This is a genomic window from Runella sp. MFBS21 (genome assembly GCF_029433105.1).
In the GTDB taxonomy this organism is placed as follows: domain Bacteria; phylum Bacteroidota; class Bacteroidia; order Cytophagales; family Spirosomataceae; genus Runella.
Genome location: NZ_JARNTW010000012.1, coordinates 84485 through 104516 on the forward strand (window position 1 = coordinate 84485; position 20032 = coordinate 104516).

Consider the following 20032-nt stretch of genomic DNA (forward strand, 5'->3'; position numbering starts at 1 on the left):
TTTTTATGAGTACTAAATCGCATTCATTTAGGCCATTATTTTGCCCAACGAATTATCATACAAGTCTTTGGCTTCTTCGCCACTAACAATCGTTTGACCATCAACTACAAAACCTTTAGCCGTCACTTTCCCCAATAAAGCATGGGGAGTTTTGAGCGTACCACCCACAATCTGCTGGAATTCGGCTTGTTTTTCTGGGCTAACACTCACCAACACACGGCTTTGTGCTTCTCCAAACAAGAAAGCATCTTTGCGGTAATCGTCCATTGAAGTAATTTCAAAGCCCAAACCACGCGGCATGGCTGCTTCGGCCAAAGCCACAAACAAACCACCATCCGACAAATCGTGCGCTGATTGTATCAATTGTTTTTCTATCAAAGTACCGACAGCCTGCTGAAGCGCAAATTCTTCATCCAAATCAAAGGCAGGCGCAGGCGATGCCTTTACCCCACGATAAGAATATAAGTACTCAGAAGAAGCAATGTCGTTTTGAGATTGACCGACCAAATAAATCAAATCACCTTCATTTTTAAAATCAAGAGTCATCTGATTTTCGGTTTTTTCAATCAACCCAATCATCCCGATGGTTGGTGTTGGAAAGACTGGTCCGTCGTCTGAAGATTGATTATAAAAACTTACGTTTCCGCCCGTCACTGGCGTGCCGAATTTTTTACAGGCTTCGCCCATTCCTTTTACGGCATTCACAAACTGCCAATAAACTTCTGGCACGTATGGATTACCAAAGTTAAGGTTGTTTGTAACCGCCAAAGGCTCAGCACCCGTACATACAAGGTTACGAGCCGCTTCAGCCACGGCTATCTGCGCCCCCACAAAAGGGTCAGCATTTACATAGCGAGCGTTGCAATCGACCGTCATTGCAATTGACTTCTGATAATGGGGGCGTTTTACGTCTCTGATACGTACTACCCCTGAGTCAGAAGGGCGATTAGTGCTACGGTTGGCCGTGCCTACCGTAGAGTCATACTGCTCATATACCCACTTTTTAGAAGCAATATTGGGGTGCGACAAAAGATGTTTAGCCACTTTTGCAATCTCCTCTCCCGCTACATCAGGAATAGCCTGAGCATCAAACTTTTTAAACTCTTGGTAATAAGCCGGTTCGCGGTATTCGCGGTGATACTGAGGTGCTCCACCACCCAGTACCAAGTCATGCGCTGGTACATCGGCGATAAGCTCACCGTGTTGGAAGAAATGCAATCTGCCACCTTCTACCACTTCGCCAATCTGCGCACAGTGCAAATCCCATTTATCAAAAATACTCTTTATGATGTCTTCTTTGCCTTTTTCTACCACCACTAGCATCCGCTCTTGCGACTCCGAAAGCAAAATCTCCCAGCCCTTCATATTGGCTTGACGGGTAGGTACTTTGTCTAAGTCAATCACCATGCCGTGCTCACCTTTGGCACTCATTTCGGAAGTAGAGCAAATGATACCTGCCGCTCCCATATCCTGAATACCTACTACATAGCCTGTTTCGATGATTTCGAGGGTAGCTTCCAAAAGTAGTTTTTCCATAAAAGGGTCACCTACTTGCACCGCCGGCAATTTTTCGGTCGATTTTTCGGAGATATCTTCTGAGGCAAAACTCGCCCCGCCAATTCCGTCTTTGCCCGTAGCCGAGCCTACAATAAACACAGGATTGCCTACACCATAACTAATGGCTTTGGCTACCTTGCCTACTTCGACTATCCCCGCCGAAAAAGCATTGACGAGGGGATTGGTATTGTAACATTCATCAAAAAACACCTCTCCTCCCACCGTCGGAATTCCAAAAGCATTGCCATAATCACCAATTCCTTTGACGACTCCTTTGACGAGCCACTTTGTTTTGGCCAATTTGGGATCCCCAAAACGCAAAGAGTTGAGCTGTGCAATCGGACGCGCACCCATCGTAAAAATATCACGATTGATACCACCTACCCCCGTGGCAGCTCCTTGATAAGGTTCCAAGGCAGAGGGGTGATTGTGTGATTCGATTTTGAAACTACAAGCCAGCCCGTCTCCGATATCTACCAGGCCAGCATTTTCTTCGCCAGCTTTGGCAAGCATTCGGTCAGAGTCGCGCGGGAGAGTCTTGAGCCATACGATAGAGTTTTTATAAGAGCAGTGCTCAGACCACATCACCGAAAAAATACTCAATTCGGTAAAATTGGGCGTACGGCCTAGTATCTGCTTGATTTGTTCAAATTCTTCGGGAAGAATACCCAATTTCTTGGCAGTTTCGACGGTAGGAAGTTGTTCGACGTGTTCCACGAGTGGGGGATTTGTAATTGAGAAATTAACCAACAGTGCCACAATGACACCGATTATGTGACTATATCACGCTGCAAAGTTAGGATTTAGCACGGAGAGGCTCAACATATTTTCCAACTTTAAGAATATTTATGTTTGTGACCCGCCCAAATCGCGCATTTTAAGCAATACATGCCACTCCAAACAGCCCTGAGAACAAAGACGAGCAAAATCAGATGGTCATTACAAAAGAGGATGTTGCAAAAAGAATCGCTGACGTATATTTTTGGCAAAACTTGATTTTTACATGATGAACGCATTGTTTTTTTTGTTGTTTTTTCACATTTATCAATATCCTATTTTACCATCTTCTGGCACCAAAATCGAGTCATTTGTCCCCAAAGGTTGGCATGTTTTGGAAAAAGCGGTAGGTGATTTAAACAAAGATAACTTACCCGACCTCGCGGTGGTCATTGAAAGTGATGGCACTGTGAAAAATCTCAAAGAAACTGACAACGACCAAAAACCCAGAATCTTATGGGTAGCTTTCAAACAAACTGACGGCAGCTACAAGCTTTCAGTGCAATCCAACGAATCTATTTTGCTCTCCAACGAAGGAGGAATCTTTGGCGACCCTTGGGCAGGATTGGTCATCGAACGCGGCACTTTATTGGTGCAGTTTTACGGCGGTAGTGCCGACCGCTGGGGCTATGATTATCGTTGGCGTTTCCAAAACAATGACTGGGCTTTGATTGGTGCCACTTATACAAGTGCCTCTACCCACAACAATCAATTTCGTAAGTATGACTTCAATCTCAGCACTGGCGTAGGTGAGCTAACCCAAGGTCAATGGCTTGAGCCAGAAAATGGCAAAGCAACCAACGACAAAGTGTCGCGTTTCAATATTGGGAAAAAGCCACTTTTTAAACTTAAATCTTTCAAACCCAACCAATATGCTATTTATAAAGACATTTATATTTGAGAAGGGAATGCTATGTTCTATTTTTCTTTTTTGGGGATTATTAAATAGTGCCAATGCTCAAGAATGGGTGATTACACGCCCGCTCACTTTTCTCTACAAAGAGCCTTCATTGACTGATAAAACTAATGGCTCAATTACCATCGGTAGTAGTGTAAAATTATTAGAAAAATCTTCCAATGGTAAAGCCCTCAAGGTGAGTAGCAGTACGGGCAAGATAGGATGGATTGGTAGCAGTCAAGCACAAATAATCGACCAAAAGCCCCTCAATACAGTTCTATTCGCGGTGGCACGCGCCTATATGTTGCGCCCTGAAGAAGAGAGCAGTCCCAACCTCGAAGTAGAAAAATGGATTACGAATCTCAAAAATGACAAAAGTTTCACTTCCCTTCAACTCGCAGAATTAGAACTTTATCGGTTGCTATGTATTCAGAAAATAGCTCGTACTGTTCAGCCTGATAATACCAAATTGAAAACTTGGATAAGCACTCACAAAAACTATGTTTATTTTTCCGACTATGGCAATGCAGGCTATTTTCTTGACCCTCAACTTCTTTGGAAATTGGAAAGCAGCCTCCCAACAAATACCCCCATCAAAGAGCAGGTAGCCTTTGAAGCGAGCAATTTAGAAATAGGAGGAGAATGTGAAGGCTATTGGGTATGTGTGCTTGAAAGAGCCATGAACAAAGCTGGCAATTACCTAAAAAAGCATCCGAATGGCAAAAACGCTGCTTTTTTTGTCAATAATTTAAAAGAAGAATTAGGCTCTCTTCCTATCGACAGCATCAAAGAAATGGACGCAGCGGATCAAAAGTCAACCAAAAAATTGGCCAATGAATGGCGTGCAGTTTTAGCAAAAGTGCCAGATAGCGCCGCAAAGAAATCCCTCCTCGCAATTTTCAACAAAATATAGTGCATTATCAAAAAGCCCGTGAATATATCACGGGCACGATACTATCTTAAACACTAGCAACAACCCGCATCAGGGCTGCAACAGGCAGCGGTGGAAGTCAGATTGTTTAGTTCAATTTTAGGCTTTTCTACTTTCTTTTTCATCACTACCGCCGAACTTGGGCATAGGCTGCTTATTTGAGACGAATGTGCGATTTCGGTAGGTATATTGCTTCTATCTACCTGTTCAAAACCCTCTTTTTCAAAGTACTTCTCGGCGGTTGTGGTGATTAAATATACTTCTTTAACTCCCTCTAAACGAGCTTCTTTGAAAATGCCATTGACTAAGCGATGTGCAATTTTGAAATTGCGAAAGTCTTCCAAAACTGCGACCGAACGTAATAATCCATACGTACCGTATATTTCGAGCCCAGCTACTCCTACAAGCTTATCGTTAGCCAATGCTATCGAAAAATAGGGCAAAGTAGGTTGGATATCTTCGGTAGGTAGCCCTGCTGATTTTAGTATTTCCACAACAAACTCAAAATCAGACGCTTTTGCTTTGTTAAATTGTACTGAGGGGCTAATAATGCCAAGCTTTTCGGCATAGACCGTAATGCTATAAATACCTGTACCGCTTTGTCTAAACTCGGCTATTTCTGCTGCCGACAAAAAAGAGCCTAAAATTTCATCAGGAAGGGATATCTCCCGCTCTTTTTGTAATAATATATTGCTAAAGCCTGTTTTTTGAATCAGCCCCAAATACAATTCTTTTTGAATAGCGCCCGCCACGCAGCCTGCATACATCTCAGCAGCCTGCTGAAGGCCTGCCGGAAGCTCCCCTACCAATACTATATCCGAAATACTAAAATGACCTTGTGGTTTGAGTACGCGATAGATTTCTTCAAAAACACGTGCTTTGTTAGGAACTAAATTCAAAACACAATTGCTCACCACTACATCGGCTATGCCATCGCTGACGGGCATCTCTTCGATGTCGCCCCAGCGAAATTCGACGTTATTAAAACCCAGTTTTTCGGCATTGATACGGGCTTTTTTGAGCATTGCTTCCGTAAAATCAATACCTATTACTTTGCCTTCCCCTCCCACTTGCGTACGAGCTACAAAGGCATCATTGCCTGCACCACTCCCCAAATCTATCACGGTATCTCCTTTTTTGATTTGGGCAAATTGGGTAGGCAGGCCGCATCCTAGTCCCAAGTCAGCCTCAGCCACGTAGCCACTCAGTTTGGTGTAATCTTCGGCCATGATTCCAATAAAATCTTCATCGGAACTACAGCTAGGCCCGCAACCACAGCAAGAGGCAGCATTTTGATTTTTTGATTGGTCCGCGACTTCCGTGTATTTTTCGCGTACCAGTTCTTTAAGCACTTGTTCAGCATTCATGATTGTAATATTACGATGATTGATGGCAAAAAAATTTAACAACAGCCTGTTTTCACTAAAAGCCCAAATACAGCTCCAAAAGCCTCTTCAGCTTCTTCCCAAACTGCTTGATTGATACAATAACATACACGTGGAGGCTCTATACTCCCTTGGATGATGCCAATACGCTTAAGCTCTTTTAAATGCTGTGACACAGTGGCCTGAGAAAGAGGCAGTTCATCGACCAAATCTCCGCAAACACAGGCCTTTTTTTGAGCCAACAACCGCAAAATAGCTACCCTTGCAGGATGAGCAAAGGCCTTTGCTAAATCTGCAATACGGTTTTCTTTGTCTGTAAAAACTTCTGTTTTGGACAGTCCCATGTGTTAAATCAATAATTCATCGCAATATTACGATAAAAATTAAAACAAAAATATTTTCCGTTAAAAAATTTACAAGCACTTCACTTTTAGCGGTTTCGCTCCCGCAAGCCATCAATAGAATGTTTACCTCCCCCAAAAACAAAGATGGTTCCGTAGAGTAATAAATATAACAATGCCGCTTCTTTTTTCGCAAATGGATCGTCGCTGTGAGCCACAAAAGCGGCTACTATCATTGTAATCATAAGGGGGATACTCATCAAACGGCTTTTAACACCCAATAACAGCAGAAGCGCACAGAAAACTTCCGCAAAAACAGCCAATAGAAGTGACGGGTAAGTGCCAATATGTAATGGGTCTCTAAACTTAATAGTACCTCCCGCCATGAGTTTTTGCCATTTGGGAAGCCCATGTTCTAAAAACATGAAACCGCCCCCCAATACCCGTAGCAAAAGCAACCATATATCTGTCAAAGTAGCAATAGCTGTGTTTTTTAATAAGGAATTCATTCGTTGGCTGATTACGTTTTTTTTATATTTCTATAACTCGCTTTATCTTATTTTAGTACAAATTATCAAGCAATTTTGTTTAAAAAACGGTATGGTTTTTGCGGCATATCGCCACGGTTTATAGTAGACTACTCATCGGCTTTGTTTCTCACAAAAGCCCTCTTATTTTGGCAAATGAGGTATTTGAATCTACTTGTTTCTCCAAAAAATATTTTAAGCAAAATATTCTCTTTTTCATTATAAAAATGCCCAGAAGAATCTCCGCACAAAATATTATATCAATCTAAATACCAAGAACTTAAGAAGCTTTTTTCTCTAAAAAACGCCAAAAATCATTTTAAGACATTACTGCTTACTTAGTCACATGGTATCTCAATCAGACATAAAATAAACTAGCAAATTCTTGGTTTTATCCTTTTTGTTGCCGTTATTGGCATTGTTATTGTACCATTTCTGGCTACATAATAAACCCCCAAGACATACATGAAAAAACTACTTTTAGTACTTGTATTATGTATTTTCTCGCAAGGTGTTTTCGCCCAAAAAGCGGCCGCTGACTCCACTGACCATACTCCCGTCATAAGCGATTTATTGAAGTTTGCCCACAAACATCTCGCTTATCGCTATCGGAGTGGAGGCAGTTCTCCCAAAGGCTTTGATTGTTCAGGATTTGTCAGATATTGCTTCTCCAAGTTTGGTTATTACTTACCTCATTCAAGTGCTGCTCAGATTTCGCATGGTGTCGAAATCGCCCTAGGTGAAGCCAAAGCGGGTGACTTGATATTTTTTAAAGGGCACAATTCCCAAAGTGCTCGCATTGGTCACGTAGGCATGATTGTAGAAGTGGGCAAAAACTACGTCAAGTTTATACATTCGGCATGGAAAGGTGGAATTCGCTATGATTTTCTGCACGCCGATTATTACCAAAAAAGATACATGGGCGTAAGGCGCGTCGTAAAATAAGGGTTTTCAGAGTATTTGTATCACTACTTCCTCATCTTGAGGGTATCCTGTACAGGTGAGCATCCAGCCCTGCGCCAAGTCTCGCTCTGTCAATACATCATTGATAATCATTCCTACTTTTCCCGAAATACATTTACCAATACAAGCCGAACACCTTCCTCCTCTACAACTGTAAGGAAGCTGAATACCTGCCTCAAGGGCCGCTTTTAAGATATTGGTATAAGCAGGTACTAGAAGTTGGTAGTCTTTTCCCAAATATCGAAGGCCAATTGTATGTGCTTCCGAGGTTGGTAGTTGAGGAATTGCGGCTGGAATCGTAAAATTTTCTTTACGAATTTGGGTTTCATCAAAGCCCATATATCCCAACGTAAACTGTACCACTTGCATATAAATGGGCGGTCCACAAACAAAAAACAAAGCATCTTTTGGCTCAAAGAGTAGTTTGTTTTTCACCCAATCTTCGGTGAGCGTATTATTGAGTCGACCGCGCATTCCCTCCCACTCTGAGGAAGGTTCGCTCAAGAGATGATACAAGCGCAGTTGGCTAGGAAACTGAGCTTGCAGCCCTTCTAGGGCATCCTTAAATATGATTGTACGCTCACGGGTATTGCTGTATAGCAGTGTTATTACAGTTTGGGGTTCGAGATATAGAATTTTTTTGAGCAACGAATACATAGGCGTAATCCCGCTTCCCGCCGCAAACATAAAAATGTCGCGCTTGGTATCTGACTGCGTAGTCACCGTAAATCTGCCCGCCGGTGGCAATGCTTCCAACACATCCCCTACCTTCAAGTGGTCAAGCAAATATCGTGAGATTTCGCCGTTGGTTACTCTTTTGACGGTGATAGACAAATTATTTTCCCCTGGCCAAGAACTGAAGGAATACGACCGACGAACTTCATGGTCATTATGTCGTACTATCAATGTCAGGAATTGTCCTGATTCGTATACCATTTTCTCTCCATCAAGGGGTTCTAAGAAGATTGTCTTGGCGTCATAAGTTTCACTGACAAATGCTTTTACGCGTAGTTGGATAGTACTGGACATCAATTCTTAGTTTAGGGTTACGATTACTTATATTTTGACCAATCTTTCGACGGCTTTTTCGAGCGTTTCTTGTTTTTTGGCAAAACAAAAGCGCACTACACCATTGTCTGTTGCCTCTTGATAAAACGCCGACACTGGGATACAAGCCACTCCATGCTCTTTGGTAAGCCGCATAGAAAACTCTTTGTCGGACTCACTCGAAAAATGATCGAAATGATATAGTTGAAAATAACTTCCCCGACTAGGCAAGGGCTTAAAACGCGTTTGTTTCATCAATATCCCAAAGTAATCTCGTTTTTGCTGATAAAACTGGGCAATAGACCGATACGCATGTTTATCTTTGAGATACTCCGCCAATGCCACCTGCGCTGGCGTATAACATGAAAAGCAATTGAATTGATGTACTTTTCGAAACTCCACCGTAAAATCAGGAGGAGCTACGCAATAGCCCATTTTCCAACCAGTACAATGGTATACTTTCCCAAACGAAAAACAAACAAAAGCTCGCTCACGCAAATCGGGGTACCGCAAGATACTTCGGTGAGGTTCGTGGTCATAGATAAGATGCTCATACACCTCGTCAGACAGGATGAGAAGGTTATGCTGCTGCACCAAATGGCGTAACTGCGCGATGTCTTCGTCTCGCAACACACTACCAGTAGGGTTGTGAGGAGAATTAAGAGCAATCATGCGTGTACGAGGTGTAATCCGCGCCTTTACTTCCTCCCAATTGATTTGATAAGAAGGAAACTGTAGCGGAATCCTAATCGCTACGGCACCATTCACTTCGATATTGGGGATATAGCTATCATAGGCAGGCTCAAACACAATCACCTCGTCTCCTGCCCTTAGTACCGACGTAAAGGCCGTATAGATAGCATAAGTCCCTCCAGGTGTGATAGTGATTTCGGAATCAGGATTGACAATGACTCCATACAAATCTTGGATTTTGGCTGCAATACTCTCGCGAAGTGGCATCCATCCGGCCATTGGAGAATATTGATTAAAGCCTCGCTCCATAGCCTGACTAGTAAGCCTGACCAAAGGCTCAGGCATTTCAAAATCAGGGTATCCTTGAGAAAGATTGATGGCATCATACTCATGAGCAAGTGCCGACATTACGGTGAAGATGGTGGTTCCGACGTTAGGAAGTTTAGACTCTATTTTTAAACCGTCCATGTAGTGTTTGGTAATTTCGTGTAAAATTATTCTATTCACACCGAATTCGCGATGAATTTTGGGTTTTCCTTTTTCTCAATCACGATTTGTCAATTATCTTTAAAACCAAACTTACAAAATCGTACTTATTGTCATCTATCATTCTCTGCTAAATTTCTCTACACTCAATGGAATCACTATTTACCGCCGATGCGATTATTAGTTTACTAACCCTGACGTTTTTAGAAATCGTTTTGGGTATCGACAACATCATTTTTATTTCGATTGCAGCCAACAAGCTCCCTCGGACAGATCAGCCCAAAGCACGAAACATCGGCTTGCTGCTTGCCATGATTTTCAGGGTGTCTTTGTTGTTCGGTATTTCGTTTATCATTTCACTTTCTAAGCCCTTTACTCATATTGATATGGGTTGGCTACAAGCCGCTTTTTCGGGCCAAAGTGTCATTCTTATTTTAGGAGGCTTGTTTCTTCTTTACAAAAGTACGTCGGAGATTCACCACAAATTGGAAGGCGCGGAAGAAGAGGCCCACACCACTCAAAGCAAAGGCAAAGCTACCCTTAGCAGCGTTGTTATCCAAATTGCCCTTATCAACGTAGTGTTTTCAATTGATTCTATTCTGACCGCTATTGGTCTTACCCAAAACGTGACGGTTATGATTATCGCCGTGGTGCTATCGGTGGTCATCATGATGCTATTTTCGGGTCCAGTGGGCGATTTTGTCAATCGTCACCCTTCTGTACAAATGTTAGGCTTGGCCTTTTTGATTGCTATCGGTTTTATGCTGATTGCAGAAGGCGCTCACTTAGCAGAAGTTTCTATTTTTAATACTCACGTAGGTTCAGTTCCTAAAGGTTATCTTTATTTTGCCATTGCTTTTTCGCTTTTTGTGGAGTTTCTCAACATCAAAATGCGTAAAGGTGCCAAGCCTGTTCAATTACACAGCTACCCGTCTCAAGCCGAAAAAGAAGGCATCTTACCTACTCATCAATCAAAGTAGTTTCTTTTGGTAAAAAGCGTTGGTGTTTGTTGCATAAATAAAACACCAACGCTTTTTTTATGGCTCCAATCCCTCGTTTTTTGCCACAATAAAATATACTTCACCTCATCAACCCGATTATTTATGAAAAAACCCTTACTCCTCAAACTCATCATTAGTTTTTGTTTAATCGCTGCTGAACTTTCGGCTCAGTACCCTATTTTACCTGAGCGAGATCGCGCCCGCGTCGTTGACGAAATCTTGGAAGACCGTCTTACCAATCTTCTCCCTCAACTCATGCGTCGTGAAGGAATTGATATGTGGGTCATCATCTCCCGCGAATACAATGAAGACCCCGTCATGCGGACGATGCTACCTAGTACGTGGCTTTCTGCACGCCGACGTACTATCATGGTTTTCTATGATGCTGGTGGCGACAAACCACTCGAAAAAATAGCCATTGCTCGTTATGATGTAGGAGTCTTACTAAAAGGTGAGTGGGACATCAACGTACAGCCTAATCAATGGCTCGCCCTTGCCAATGCTATCGAACAACGCAATCCTAAAAAAATTGCCCTCAACTTTTCTAAGGATTATGGCCATGCTGATGGCCTCACCTATACCGAGCAAAAAGAGCTAATGGCTCATTTGTCTGAAAAACAAAAAGCAAAAGTCGTAGCTGCTGACCGTTTAGCGGTAGCATGGCTCGAAACACGGAGTGCCAAAGAAGAAGCCATCTATCCTATTATTTGCCGTATTTCGCACGAAATCATTCAAGAAGCTTTTTCCGAAAAAGTAATTCATCCGGGTGTTACTACTACCGATGATGTAGTATGGTGGATGCGACAAAAAGTAACCGACTTAGGACTAGAAACTTGGTTTCATCCCACCGTCGATATTCAACGTTTCGACCCGGCTAGTTTTGACCATCTTCGTACTTTTTCTAAACGCCCTGCTCAGCAAGTCATTATGCCCGGAGATTTGTTACATTGTGATTTTGGCATTACTTACCTTCGTCTCAACACCGACCAACAGCAGCACGCCTACGTGCTTCGTCCAGGCGAAACAGAAATACCAGATTTTTTGAAAAAGGCTTTTGCGCAAGGTAATCGTCTGCAAGACATTCTTACTTCTCGCTTCAAATCTGGCACAACTGGCAATCAAATGCTCCTTGCCTCTCTCGAACAAGCAAAAAGCGAAGGAATCACGGGGAGTATTTATTCTCACCCCATCGGAGTTCATGGCCATGCTGCGGGTCCTACCATAGGCATGTGGGACCAACAGAAAGGCGTGGCAGGGCCAGGTGATTATCCTCTCTTTCCTAATACGGCCTATTCCATAGAATTGAATGTAGCAGTCGAGATTCCCGAATGGAAAAAAACAATTAGAATCATGCTCGAAGAAGACGGCTACTATACGCAAGAAGGGTTCAAATACCTAGACGGTCGACAAACAGAAATTTTTACGATTCCTCGAAAATTGCCTAATGTGAAGTAAGTCAATTAATTAAACCTCTGAAAGATTCGTATTGAATCTTTCAGAGGTTTTTGTTTTATGAGGGCAAAACGTCTTTACCTTGACGTTTCGCAATCGACAATAGCAACGCTGGTAATAAGATGAGATTGGTACACATTGCCACCAACAGCGTAATAGAAACCATCACTCCCATCGCTGCAGTGCCCCCAAAACTTGAAGCGGCAAAAATCGCAAACCCACAAAAAAGAATAGCTGCTGTATAAATCATACTCAGTCCTGTCCCGAAAATCGATTGAGTAATCGCTTCGGAAGGAGTTCTCCCTTTTTGATATATTTCTTGTCGATAACGCGTCAAAAAATACACTGTACCATCAGATGCAATACCGAAAGTAATACTAAATACAAGAATAGTAGTAGGCTTAAAGTAAATCCCAAAATAGCCCATAATCCCCGCTGTAAGAGCTAAAGGAATCAAGCAAGGCAACTTGGACAAAAGAATAATCGATACCGAGCGAAATAGCACCATTCCTACTAATGCAATGAGCACAATTGCAATCAACAAACTCTCATAAAGATTCCCTAACAGGTAGTCGTTGCTTTTTAAAAACACAAGGCTATGGCCTGTCAGACTTACTTTATATTCGTTAGGGCTAAAAATTGAATCTACTTTAGGTCTGATTTCTTTGATAAGTTCTTTGATACGCTCCGACCCCACATCGGCCATTTGGAAACTCACGCGTGTGATGCTCCGGTCTTTGTTCAAAAAGGTATTCAATTGCTGTGCTCCGCCCTGCTCACTTTTTACGTACTCGGTAAGTTTGGAAAGCTCCAACACCCCGGGCAGCACATAATATTTGCCACTCCCTCCTCGATACGCTTGGTACAAAAACCGTGAGGCTTCTACGGCCGAAATAGGCTTAGAAAACTCTTTGTAAGAAGCTAGTTCGTTTTGTAAAGCTTTGATTTTATAAAGTGTTTTGGCTTGATTTCCAAAAACACCATTGGGCTGTTTGGTATCAATCATGACCTCAAATGGCAAGACTCCATTGAAGTTTGATTCAAAAAAACGCAAATCAACATAGATAGGATCATCTTTGGGTAAATCATCCACTACGTATCCTATAGCCTTGATTTTTGTCATACCATAAGCCGATATTGCAATCACTACGACCATTGCTATATAGATATAGCGCCGCCGATGATGTACCAAATAATCTACTTTTTGCAAGAATCCCATAGCCCATTTTCCTTCCAAATGACGCAAATGGCGCGGCTTAGGAACATCCATGTAATACAAAGTAATCGGCAACAAAACCAAACACAACACAAAAGTTATCATAACACAAATTGAAGCCACAATCCCAAACTCAACCAAAAGTGCACTGTTGGTAAAGTAAAACACCCCAAAGCCAATCGCCGTGGTGGCATTAGCTAAGAAAATAGAAAGCCCGACCTGTGCCACCATTTCACGAATGGCTTTAAGCTTATCGCCATGAGATTTTAGCTCGGCTTGATACCTATTCAATAAAAATACACAGTTGGGCACGCCAATCACTATCAACAGTGGAGGAATAAGTCCTGTCAAAGCGGTGATTTTATAACCAAAAAGCTGAAGTATCCCTACCGAAAATACGACTCCAATCAGTACTACACCGATAGAAACCATAGTAAGTCGAAACGACCTGAAAAATGCCCATAAAATAAAGCCTGTCACAAGCACCGCTAACCCCATAAACAACTGCATCTCGCCCGAGATTTTTTTCATAATCACGGTGCGGATATAGGGCATACCTGAGTAATGCAGCGAGGTATTGTGTTTTTCTTCAAACTCCTTTGCCATCTCCCTGATGTCTTGCACAATCGTAATACGGCGAGAAGAGTTTAGTTCTTTTTCGTTAAAAGTAATAACAATAAGCGTAGCGTTTGTCTTAGAATTAAGCACCAAGCCCTCATAAAAAGGTAAATCACCCACTTGCTTTTTGACCGAATCAGCCCCTGCTTGAGTTGTAGGTAAGCCCTTGAGCAGTGGGACAAAATCAAATCGACTCAAACTATCATTACGCACTACTTTATACAAATGACCAAGCGACATCACATTTTTAATCCCTTTGGTGTCTTTGATACGCTGCGCTAAGTTGATCCAATCCCGAAATTTATTGATTTCAAACATAGCTGGCTCTTCCCAACCAATCACCATCACACTGCCGTCTTCGCCAAAGAGCTTACGAAAAGCTTGATATTCTTTTTCGGTCGGGTCACTCGGCGGAAGGATGCGCGCCATTTGATAGGAAAGCTCTATTTTACTGCCCTCATAAGCCATAAAAGCAGTAGACAATACTACTATCGCAACTAGTATAAGTCGAAAACGAATAATAAAATCTGCAATTTTATGCCACATAAATACCAATCCAGTTTTATGAAAGGTGCAAAGATAACTTACCTAGACTGATGATAAGCCCTTAATATTTCAATATGCTAAAAAAAGAACACCGCTACACCACCAATCTACTTGTTTTCAGACGATTATAAATAGAATAAAGTTTAATAAAAAAATGTAGCTACATTTTTTGTCATTCTAACTTCCTTTTTCTAGCCCTATTTTTACACCGTTCGATTTACTTTCAAGCCGTTTAGTAAAAACCACTTTCCTTCCCGACCATTAAATAAATATCATTGCAAAACAAACATCCAGTATTGATACCTTGTCTTACTATTACAATACTCTAATAATCAAACACTAACCCTCACTTTGTATGCAATTTTTCTTTTTCAGAGTTTTTGTCTTTGCTCTCCTCAACTTCATTGCTTTTTGGGGACATTGGTGGGTTTTTAAAACCAATCACCCCTACTTAGCTTGGGGCACTGCCATAGCGCATCTTATTGTTCTTATCTTTTTTCCATACTCTAAATACTTCCGTCCCAAATGAAAAATACTCTTAAACTAATGATTTTGAGCGCTATGGCTCTTTCTGCTTGTAATCGCGTTCAGCCCAACTACGAAGGCGTACTCATGAAAAACTACGGTCGCGAAGGCCGAGGGGATTTCTCCGTAGTAACAGGTTCGCAAGGGCTACTCGGGCCCGGTACAGAACTCTATCAAGTCCCCATGTTTGAACAAAAAGCTGACCCTTCCGAAGTAGTCATTACGGCCAAAGATGCAGGTGTGTTTACGGTAGACCCTTCCCTCACCTATCAGGCCATCAGAGGCAAAGGCGCTGATATTATTTTCAACTACAAACACGTAGGAATCGACGATGCCAATACCATCATGGACAACATAGAATCGGCAGTCTTGAATGCTTTAGTCGTCAATGCCTACCGTGAGGAAGCTCGTAATTTTAGTACTGATAGTCTGATGAACAACCTCAATAACTTCGAACAATCGGTAGAAATGAGATTAAAAAAAGACTTTGAAAATAAATTCTTCACCCTCACCGCACTTACCAGTGGTCTCAAACCACCCGCCTCTATGGCAGAGGCTATCGAACGACGCAACAATGCCAAGCAACAAGCAGAACAAGTTAGAAACGAACTTGAAGTAGCACGTATGAACCTAGAAAAAGCCAAGATTGAAGCCGAAGCTAACCGCGTCAAAGCGAGTGGGTTAGAGCCAAGAGTATTACAAGAACAGTGGATTGAAGCTATTAGAACTACCCAAAATAAGGTCATCATTACAGACGGACGAACTCCCATTATTTTGGGTCAACAATAATCAATTTAATGTATCTACTATTTCATCAAACAGGGTTTGGATTGGTTGAACATCCATTTTTTGTTCAATTACTTTTTGAATGTCTGGCGAAACATTTGAGAAAAAGTCAAGCCCTGTTTTTTGTTCTATTTCATCAATACTTACCCGATAGGTTGACCACTTTTGGGCACCAACGGCGTTGTTATTAGGCATCCATACGCCAATCACTCGCGTCAAGGTTTGTACGCGCTTTAGGTCATTGGAGCCAACAGGCAACACACAAATTACTTTCCAAAGCGCGCTTGGTACCGTGATTTTGCCATTTCCAATGCTAGTTGCTACTCCGTTGTCACCTTCTCCGCCTACTCCCCAAGTACCTGCCACGATGTAGAGTTCATTGCCCTCTTTCATGAGCGCACGGCAATATTCCTCCAACAATCGCCAACTTTGGCGGTTGTGTTGAGGCGCTTGCGGTACGATATTAGTCAACAAAAACGTACTTTTATTTTCTTCTACCGTACTATCGCGGTCGTCGCTAGGGCAAAGATGTCCACGGTCAAAACCGCTGTTGGTATAATCGGCATGACGAGCTACGTACCAGCCTGTAGGCAGGGTATTGTCGGCGATAAACGACCCCGTGTAACGCTCAACTCCTCCTTTCCAAGCTTCTGACAAATGCCAAGCACACCAGTTTGTCAAATTTAGGGTAGCATTATAGCTTACTACATAGGTTTGTTTTTCAAGCAGATAGTTTATCGAATTAGCCGGATTGGTGGTAGCATTACTAGGATTGCCAAGGGCAAGATGTGCATCGCGGGTAGGTTTTTCATTCACCGGAATCACTTCTGACTCCGAACGGCAAGCTCCTAGCATTAGCCCCGTTATGATTAATAAATAAAGCGTTTTCATGCGTTGTTTTTAAGAAGCCTCTTCTTTACAAAAAGCGCAAGAATGAGACTTAACTGGCCAACGAAATTACATGAATACTTTTATTTTAGTATAAAAAATATCCGTTTTTGTATTTATTAATAAACCATAAAGATAGTTTTTCCAGTTTTTAGTATATTTTCTACTAATCTTACTGCAAAAAAATACCCCTACCTTTCGGTAGGGGCTCTTCAAGAAACGGTATGGAAAACTAAAAAAATTATTGATTTTCTTCAACTACTAGCTTTTGCGGAGCAGGCTCGTTTGAAGTATGTTTAAGGTTTCGCGAAAGGTAAGAGTATATCGCAGGAATAATATAAAGCGTAAGAACAGTTGAAAATAAAAGCCCTCCTACTACCGCAATCCCCATAGAAACACGGCTTTCGGAACCCGCCCCTAAGGCAAGTGCGATAGGCAAAATTCCTAGAATAGTACAAAGACTCGTCATTACAATAGGTCGGAAACGCGCCGCCGATGCTTCTTTGGCAGCTTCGATTTTACTCAATCCCGCTTCTTTTCTTTGATTGGCAAATTCCACAATCAAAATCCCATTTTTGGTAACAAGTCCTACCAAAGTGATAATCCCGATTTGACTAAACACATTGAGAGTTTGACTAAAATCCCACAAAGACAAAAGCGCTCCGCACACCGCCAACGGCACCGTCAATAAGATAATGATAGGGTCAATAAAACTCTCAAATTGGGCCGCCAAAATCAGATATATTAAAACAAGCGCTAATCCAAAAGCAAACAGCAAACTTGAAGAACTATCTTTGAATTCACGCGATTGACCATCCAATGCCGTAGTATAAGTATCGTCTAAGACTTCATTGGCGATTTTGTCCATTTCATTGATAGCTTGCCCCAGGGTCACTCCTTTGGCTAAACTTGCTGTAATCGTAGCCGCCGACGACCGATTGAAACGGAACAATTGTGGTGGAGAACTTTGTTCAGTTAATTTGACAAAGTTATCGAGTTGAATAAGTTCGTTACGGTTACTTTTTACAAAAAGTGATTTCAAATCAATAACATCATTACGGTCTGAGCGATCGATTTGCCCAATGACTTGGTATTGTTTTCCATTCATTAAAAAATATCCAAACCTCCGTCCCGACAATCCCAATTGGAGCGTTTGTGCAATATCCTGAATCGAAACCCCTAAGTTTTGGGCTTTGTCACGGTCAATTTCAAGTCGAATTTCGGGCTTTGTAAACTTAAGGTTAACGTCTGTCCCCTGTAACATCGGACTCTCGCTTACCCTTTTCATGAGCTCAGGAATGATGGCTCTCAATTTTTCATAACTAGTCGCTTGTACTACGTATTGAAGGGGGAAATTAGCTCCTCTCTGGCCCGTTTGGATAGTAGGGTCTTGAATCACAAAAGAGCGCGCACCCGGTATTTTCTTTACTTTGGCTTGGATAGCCTCCGAAATTACCATCTGCGACCGCTGTCTCATTTCGGGTTCGGACAATACCACCCGCACAAAACCAGTATTGGTTGCATTGGTCGAAAATCCTGGGGCGGTGATGGTAATCAAAGCACTTTGCTCTTGAGGACTAATTTCGTCATCTACTACTTTGGCAAACTCTTGGAGGAATTGGTCCGTAAAATCAAATGTTGCTCCTTCTTGCAAAGTAATAGACACTCTCAAGCCTCGTCTATCTTCCATAGGTGCCAGCTCAGAAGGAATAGCGTCGTATTTGAATAAAGCATAAATGACTCCAATAAAGCCTACCATTAATACCCATGCTAACCAACGTACCTTCATAAAACTGGCCAAAGAAGCTTCGTATGCTTCATTGAGCCACACAAAAAATGGTTCGGTCACTCGGTACAACCAAGGTTGTTTATGACGTGTCTTCAGAAGTTTCGAACTTAGCATGGGAGTCAACGTCAACGACACAAATGCCGAGATAATCACTGAACCCGCTACTACAATCCCAAACTCTCGGAAAAGCCGTCCCGTAACACCTTGTAAGAAGATAATGGGTAAAAACACTGCCGCCAAAGTAACGGTTGTAGAAATAATAGCAAAGTAAATTTCTTTTGACCCCGCCACTGACGCCTCCCAAGGCGACATACCTTCTTCTATTTTGGTATAAATATTTTCTAGTACTACAATCGCGTCGTCCACTACCAGCCCAATCGAAAGCACTATCCCCAGTAGCGTCAGTACATTGATTGAGAATCCCATAATGTACATTAAAAAGAAAGTACCTACGAGAGACACAGGAATGGCGGTCAATGGAATGAGCGTACTACGCCAATCCCGCAAAAAAACAAAAATGATAAGCGCTACCAATACAAACGCCACAATGATGGTCTCTTCTACTTCTTCTATCGAGCGCCGAACCGAGCGCGTATAATCAAAGCCAATCGCAGGAACAATATCGGGAGGTAAGTCTTTTTTGATTTGGTCAAAACGCTTATATACTTCATCCACAATCGCGATTTGGTTTGCTCCCGGTTGAGGTACGATGGCCACTCCTACCATCGGAATACCATCGCGACGCATGAGAGTACGCTCGTTTTCTGGTGCCAATTCGGCTCGACCTACGTCAGCAAATTTCACGACCCTATCGGCATCCTCTTTCACTATCATATTGTTAAACTCTTCGGCCGTAGTAAGCCGCCCCAAGGTACGTACTGTCAGCTCAGTGGTGGCTCCTTCAATCGTACCCGATGGAAGTTCAATATTTTGACGAGTGAGGGCATTGAGGACATCAATCGCCGTAAGCCGATACGAAGCCAATTTCAGAGGATCTATCCACAGACGCATAGCGTAGCGCTTTTCTCCCCATACTTGAATGGAGCTTACGCCCGGAATCGTTTGCAAACGTTCTTTGAGTTGACGCTCCACCACATCATTGAGGTCAAGCATCGAACGCTTCTCACTTTTTACATTCAAGAAAAAGATGGGGTTTGAGTCAGCATCAGCTTTGGAAACAATAGGGGGATCTATATCGCGCGGAAGCAGGCCTAAAGAGCGAGATACGCGATCGCGAACGTCGTTGGCAGCTGTCTCCAAATCAATTCCTAAATCAAACTCTACGGTGATGTTGCTTCGCCCGTCGCGGCTTGAAGAGGTCAGAGTTTTAATCCCCGAAATCCCGTTGATAGACTCTTCAAGCGGCTCCGTAATCTGCGACTCTATGATTTCGGCATTGGCACCGGTATAGCTCGTACTGACATTAATGACGGGTGGTTCGACGCTAGGATACTCCCTCACCCCCAAATATGAAAACCCAATCAAACCAAAAATAATGATAATTAACGACATCACTACCGCTAATACTGGCCGCTGAATACTGGTTGTTGATAACGAAGCCATTCTTTTTGTTTAATTTGATTTTGGATTTAAAGAACGTACTAAT

15 protein-coding genes are annotated in these 20032 nt (G+C 42.4%); 6 read left to right on the forward strand and 9 right to left on the reverse strand.

From position 1 onward, the window contains the following. Positions 1–27: 27 nt before the first annotated feature. Complete coding sequence (gene purL, locus P1X15_RS20900) at positions 28–2274, reverse strand: phosphoribosylformylglycinamidine synthase subunit PurL (protein ID WP_277340079.1); 2247 nt, start codon at positions 2272–2274, stop codon at positions 28–30. A 286-nt stretch (positions 2275–2560) separates the two neighbouring features. On the opposite strand from purL, the gene P1X15_RS20905 reads away from it, so the two are divergent. Both P1X15_RS20905 and P1X15_RS20910 read left to right on the forward strand, forming a co-directional pair. Continuing rightward, on the forward strand, positions 2561–3235 hold the full coding sequence (locus P1X15_RS20905; RefSeq protein WP_277340080.1) for a hypothetical protein: 675 nt from the start codon (positions 2561–2563) through the stop codon (positions 3233–3235). Then, positions 3207–4145 (forward strand): hypothetical protein, encoded by a 939-nt coding sequence (locus P1X15_RS20910; RefSeq protein ID WP_277340081.1) that lies wholly within the window; start codon positions 3207–3209, stop codon positions 4143–4145. The genes P1X15_RS20905 and P1X15_RS20910 overlap by 29 nt, the downstream gene beginning before the upstream one ends. 53 nt (positions 4146–4198) lie before the next feature. Here P1X15_RS20910 and arsN2 read toward each other — a convergent pair whose 3' ends face one another. From arsN2 to P1X15_RS20930, 3 genes are all read right to left on the reverse strand, one after another. Beyond that, positions 4199–5530: an arsenic resistance N-acetyltransferase ArsN2 gene (gene arsN2, locus P1X15_RS32535; protein ID WP_310586039.1), complete on the reverse strand. Its 1332-nt coding sequence runs from the start codon at positions 5528–5530 to the stop codon at positions 4199–4201. 35 nt (positions 5531–5565) lie between these two features. Continuing rightward, positions 5566–5892 carry a helix-turn-helix transcriptional regulator gene (locus P1X15_RS20925; RefSeq protein ID WP_277340082.1) on the reverse strand — a complete coding sequence of 109 codons (327 nt, stop codon included), beginning with the start codon at positions 5890–5892 and terminating at the stop codon, positions 5566–5568. A gap of 86 nt (positions 5893–5978) precedes the next feature. Further along, positions 5979–6398 carry a DoxX family protein gene (locus P1X15_RS20930; RefSeq protein ID WP_277340083.1) on the reverse strand — a complete coding sequence of 140 codons (420 nt, stop codon included), beginning with the start codon at positions 6396–6398 and terminating at the stop codon, positions 5979–5981. Positions 6399–6881: 483 nt separating this feature from the next. On the opposite strand from P1X15_RS20930, the gene P1X15_RS20935 reads away from it, so the two are divergent. Next, the gene (locus tag P1X15_RS20935; RefSeq protein WP_277340084.1) at positions 6882–7361 is read left to right on the forward strand and encodes a C40 family peptidase; all 480 of its coding nucleotides are present in this window, start codon (positions 6882–6884) and stop codon (positions 7359–7361) included. Between the two features lie 6 nt (positions 7362–7367). Here the strand turns inward: P1X15_RS20935 and P1X15_RS20940 are convergent, their stop codons facing one another. Beyond that, complete coding sequence (locus P1X15_RS20940) at positions 7368–8408, reverse strand: ferredoxin--NADP reductase (RefSeq protein WP_277340085.1); 1041 nt, start codon at positions 8406–8408, stop codon at positions 7368–7370. Positions 8409–8435: 27 nt separating this feature from the next. Then, a complete protein-coding gene (locus P1X15_RS20945) occupies positions 8436–9626 on the reverse strand; it encodes a methionine aminotransferase (protein ID WP_310586040.1) in 1191 nt (396 codons plus the stop codon). A 128-nt stretch (positions 9627–9754) separates the two neighbouring features. Between P1X15_RS20945 and P1X15_RS20950 the strand changes: the two genes are divergently transcribed. Beyond that, complete coding sequence (locus P1X15_RS20950) at positions 9755–10585, forward strand: TerC family protein (RefSeq protein ID WP_277340086.1); 831 nt, start codon at positions 9755–9757, stop codon at positions 10583–10585. A 123-nt stretch (positions 10586–10708) separates the two neighbouring features. Beyond that, entirely contained in the window at positions 10709–12061 is a 1353-nt protein-coding gene (locus tag P1X15_RS20955) for a M24 family metallopeptidase (RefSeq protein ID WP_277340087.1), read from the forward strand. Positions 12062–12116: 55 nt separating this feature from the next. On the opposite strand, the gene P1X15_RS20960 is transcribed toward P1X15_RS20955, so the two are convergent. After that, on the reverse strand, positions 12117–14438 hold the full coding sequence (locus P1X15_RS20960) for an RND family transporter (protein ID WP_277340088.1): 2322 nt from the start codon (positions 14436–14438) through the stop codon (positions 12117–12119). A gap of 525 nt (positions 14439–14963) precedes the next feature. Between P1X15_RS20960 and P1X15_RS20965 the strand changes: the two genes are divergently transcribed. Continuing rightward, the gene (locus P1X15_RS20965) at positions 14964–15752 is read left to right on the forward strand and encodes an SPFH domain-containing protein (RefSeq protein ID WP_277340089.1); all 789 of its coding nucleotides are present in this window, start codon (positions 14964–14966) and stop codon (positions 15750–15752) included. Here the strand turns inward: P1X15_RS20965 and P1X15_RS20970 are convergent, their stop codons facing one another. Both P1X15_RS20970 and P1X15_RS20975 read right to left on the reverse strand, forming a co-directional pair. Beyond that, the gene (locus P1X15_RS20970; RefSeq protein ID WP_277340090.1) at positions 15753–16640 is read right to left on the reverse strand and encodes a DNA/RNA non-specific endonuclease; all 888 of its coding nucleotides are present in this window, start codon (positions 16638–16640) and stop codon (positions 15753–15755) included. A gap of 238 nt (positions 16641–16878) precedes the next feature. Then, positions 16879–19989, reverse strand: coding sequence for an efflux RND transporter permease subunit (locus tag P1X15_RS20975; protein WP_277340091.1), 3111 nt, complete (start codon positions 19987–19989; stop codon positions 16879–16881). Between the last annotated feature and the right edge of the window lie 43 nt (positions 19990–20032).

Coding starts and splice junctions, on each gene's coding strand:
- P1X15_RS20905 (WP_277340080.1), top strand. CDS start 2,561: ATGATGAACGCATTGTTTTTTTTGTTGTTTTTTCACATTTATCAATAT.
- P1X15_RS20910 (WP_277340081.1), top strand. CDS start 3,207: ATGCTATTTATAAAGACATTTATATTTGAGAAGGGAATGCTATGTTCT.
- arsN2 (WP_310586039.1), bottom strand. CDS start 5,530: ATGAATGCTGAACAAGTGCTTAAAGAACTGGTACGCGAAAAATACACG.
- P1X15_RS20925 (WP_277340082.1), bottom strand. CDS start 5,892: ATGGGACTGTCCAAAACAGAAGTTTTTACAGACAAAGAAAACCGTATT.
- P1X15_RS20930 (WP_277340083.1), bottom strand. CDS start 6,398: ATGAATTCCTTATTAAAAAACACAGCTATTGCTACTTTGACAGATATA.
- P1X15_RS20935 (WP_277340084.1), top strand. CDS start 6,882: ATGAAAAAACTACTTTTAGTACTTGTATTATGTATTTTCTCGCAAGGT.
- P1X15_RS20940 (WP_277340085.1), bottom strand. CDS start 8,408: ATGTCCAGTACTATCCAACTACGCGTAAAAGCATTTGTCAGTGAAACT.
- P1X15_RS20950 (WP_277340086.1), top strand. CDS start 9,755: ATGGAATCACTATTTACCGCCGATGCGATTATTAGTTTACTAACCCTG.
- P1X15_RS20955 (WP_277340087.1), top strand. CDS start 10,709: ATGAAAAAACCCTTACTCCTCAAACTCATCATTAGTTTTTGTTTAATC.
- P1X15_RS20960 (WP_277340088.1), bottom strand. CDS start 14,438: ATGTGGCATAAAATTGCAGATTTTATTATTCGTTTTCGACTTATACTA.
- P1X15_RS20965 (WP_277340089.1), top strand. CDS start 14,964: ATGAAAAATACTCTTAAACTAATGATTTTGAGCGCTATGGCTCTTTCT.
- P1X15_RS20970 (WP_277340090.1), bottom strand. CDS start 16,640: ATGAAAACGCTTTATTTATTAATCATAACGGGGCTAATGCTAGGAGCT.
- P1X15_RS20975 (WP_277340091.1), bottom strand. CDS start 19,989: ATGGCTTCGTTATCAACAACCAGTATTCAGCGGCCAGTATTAGCGGTA.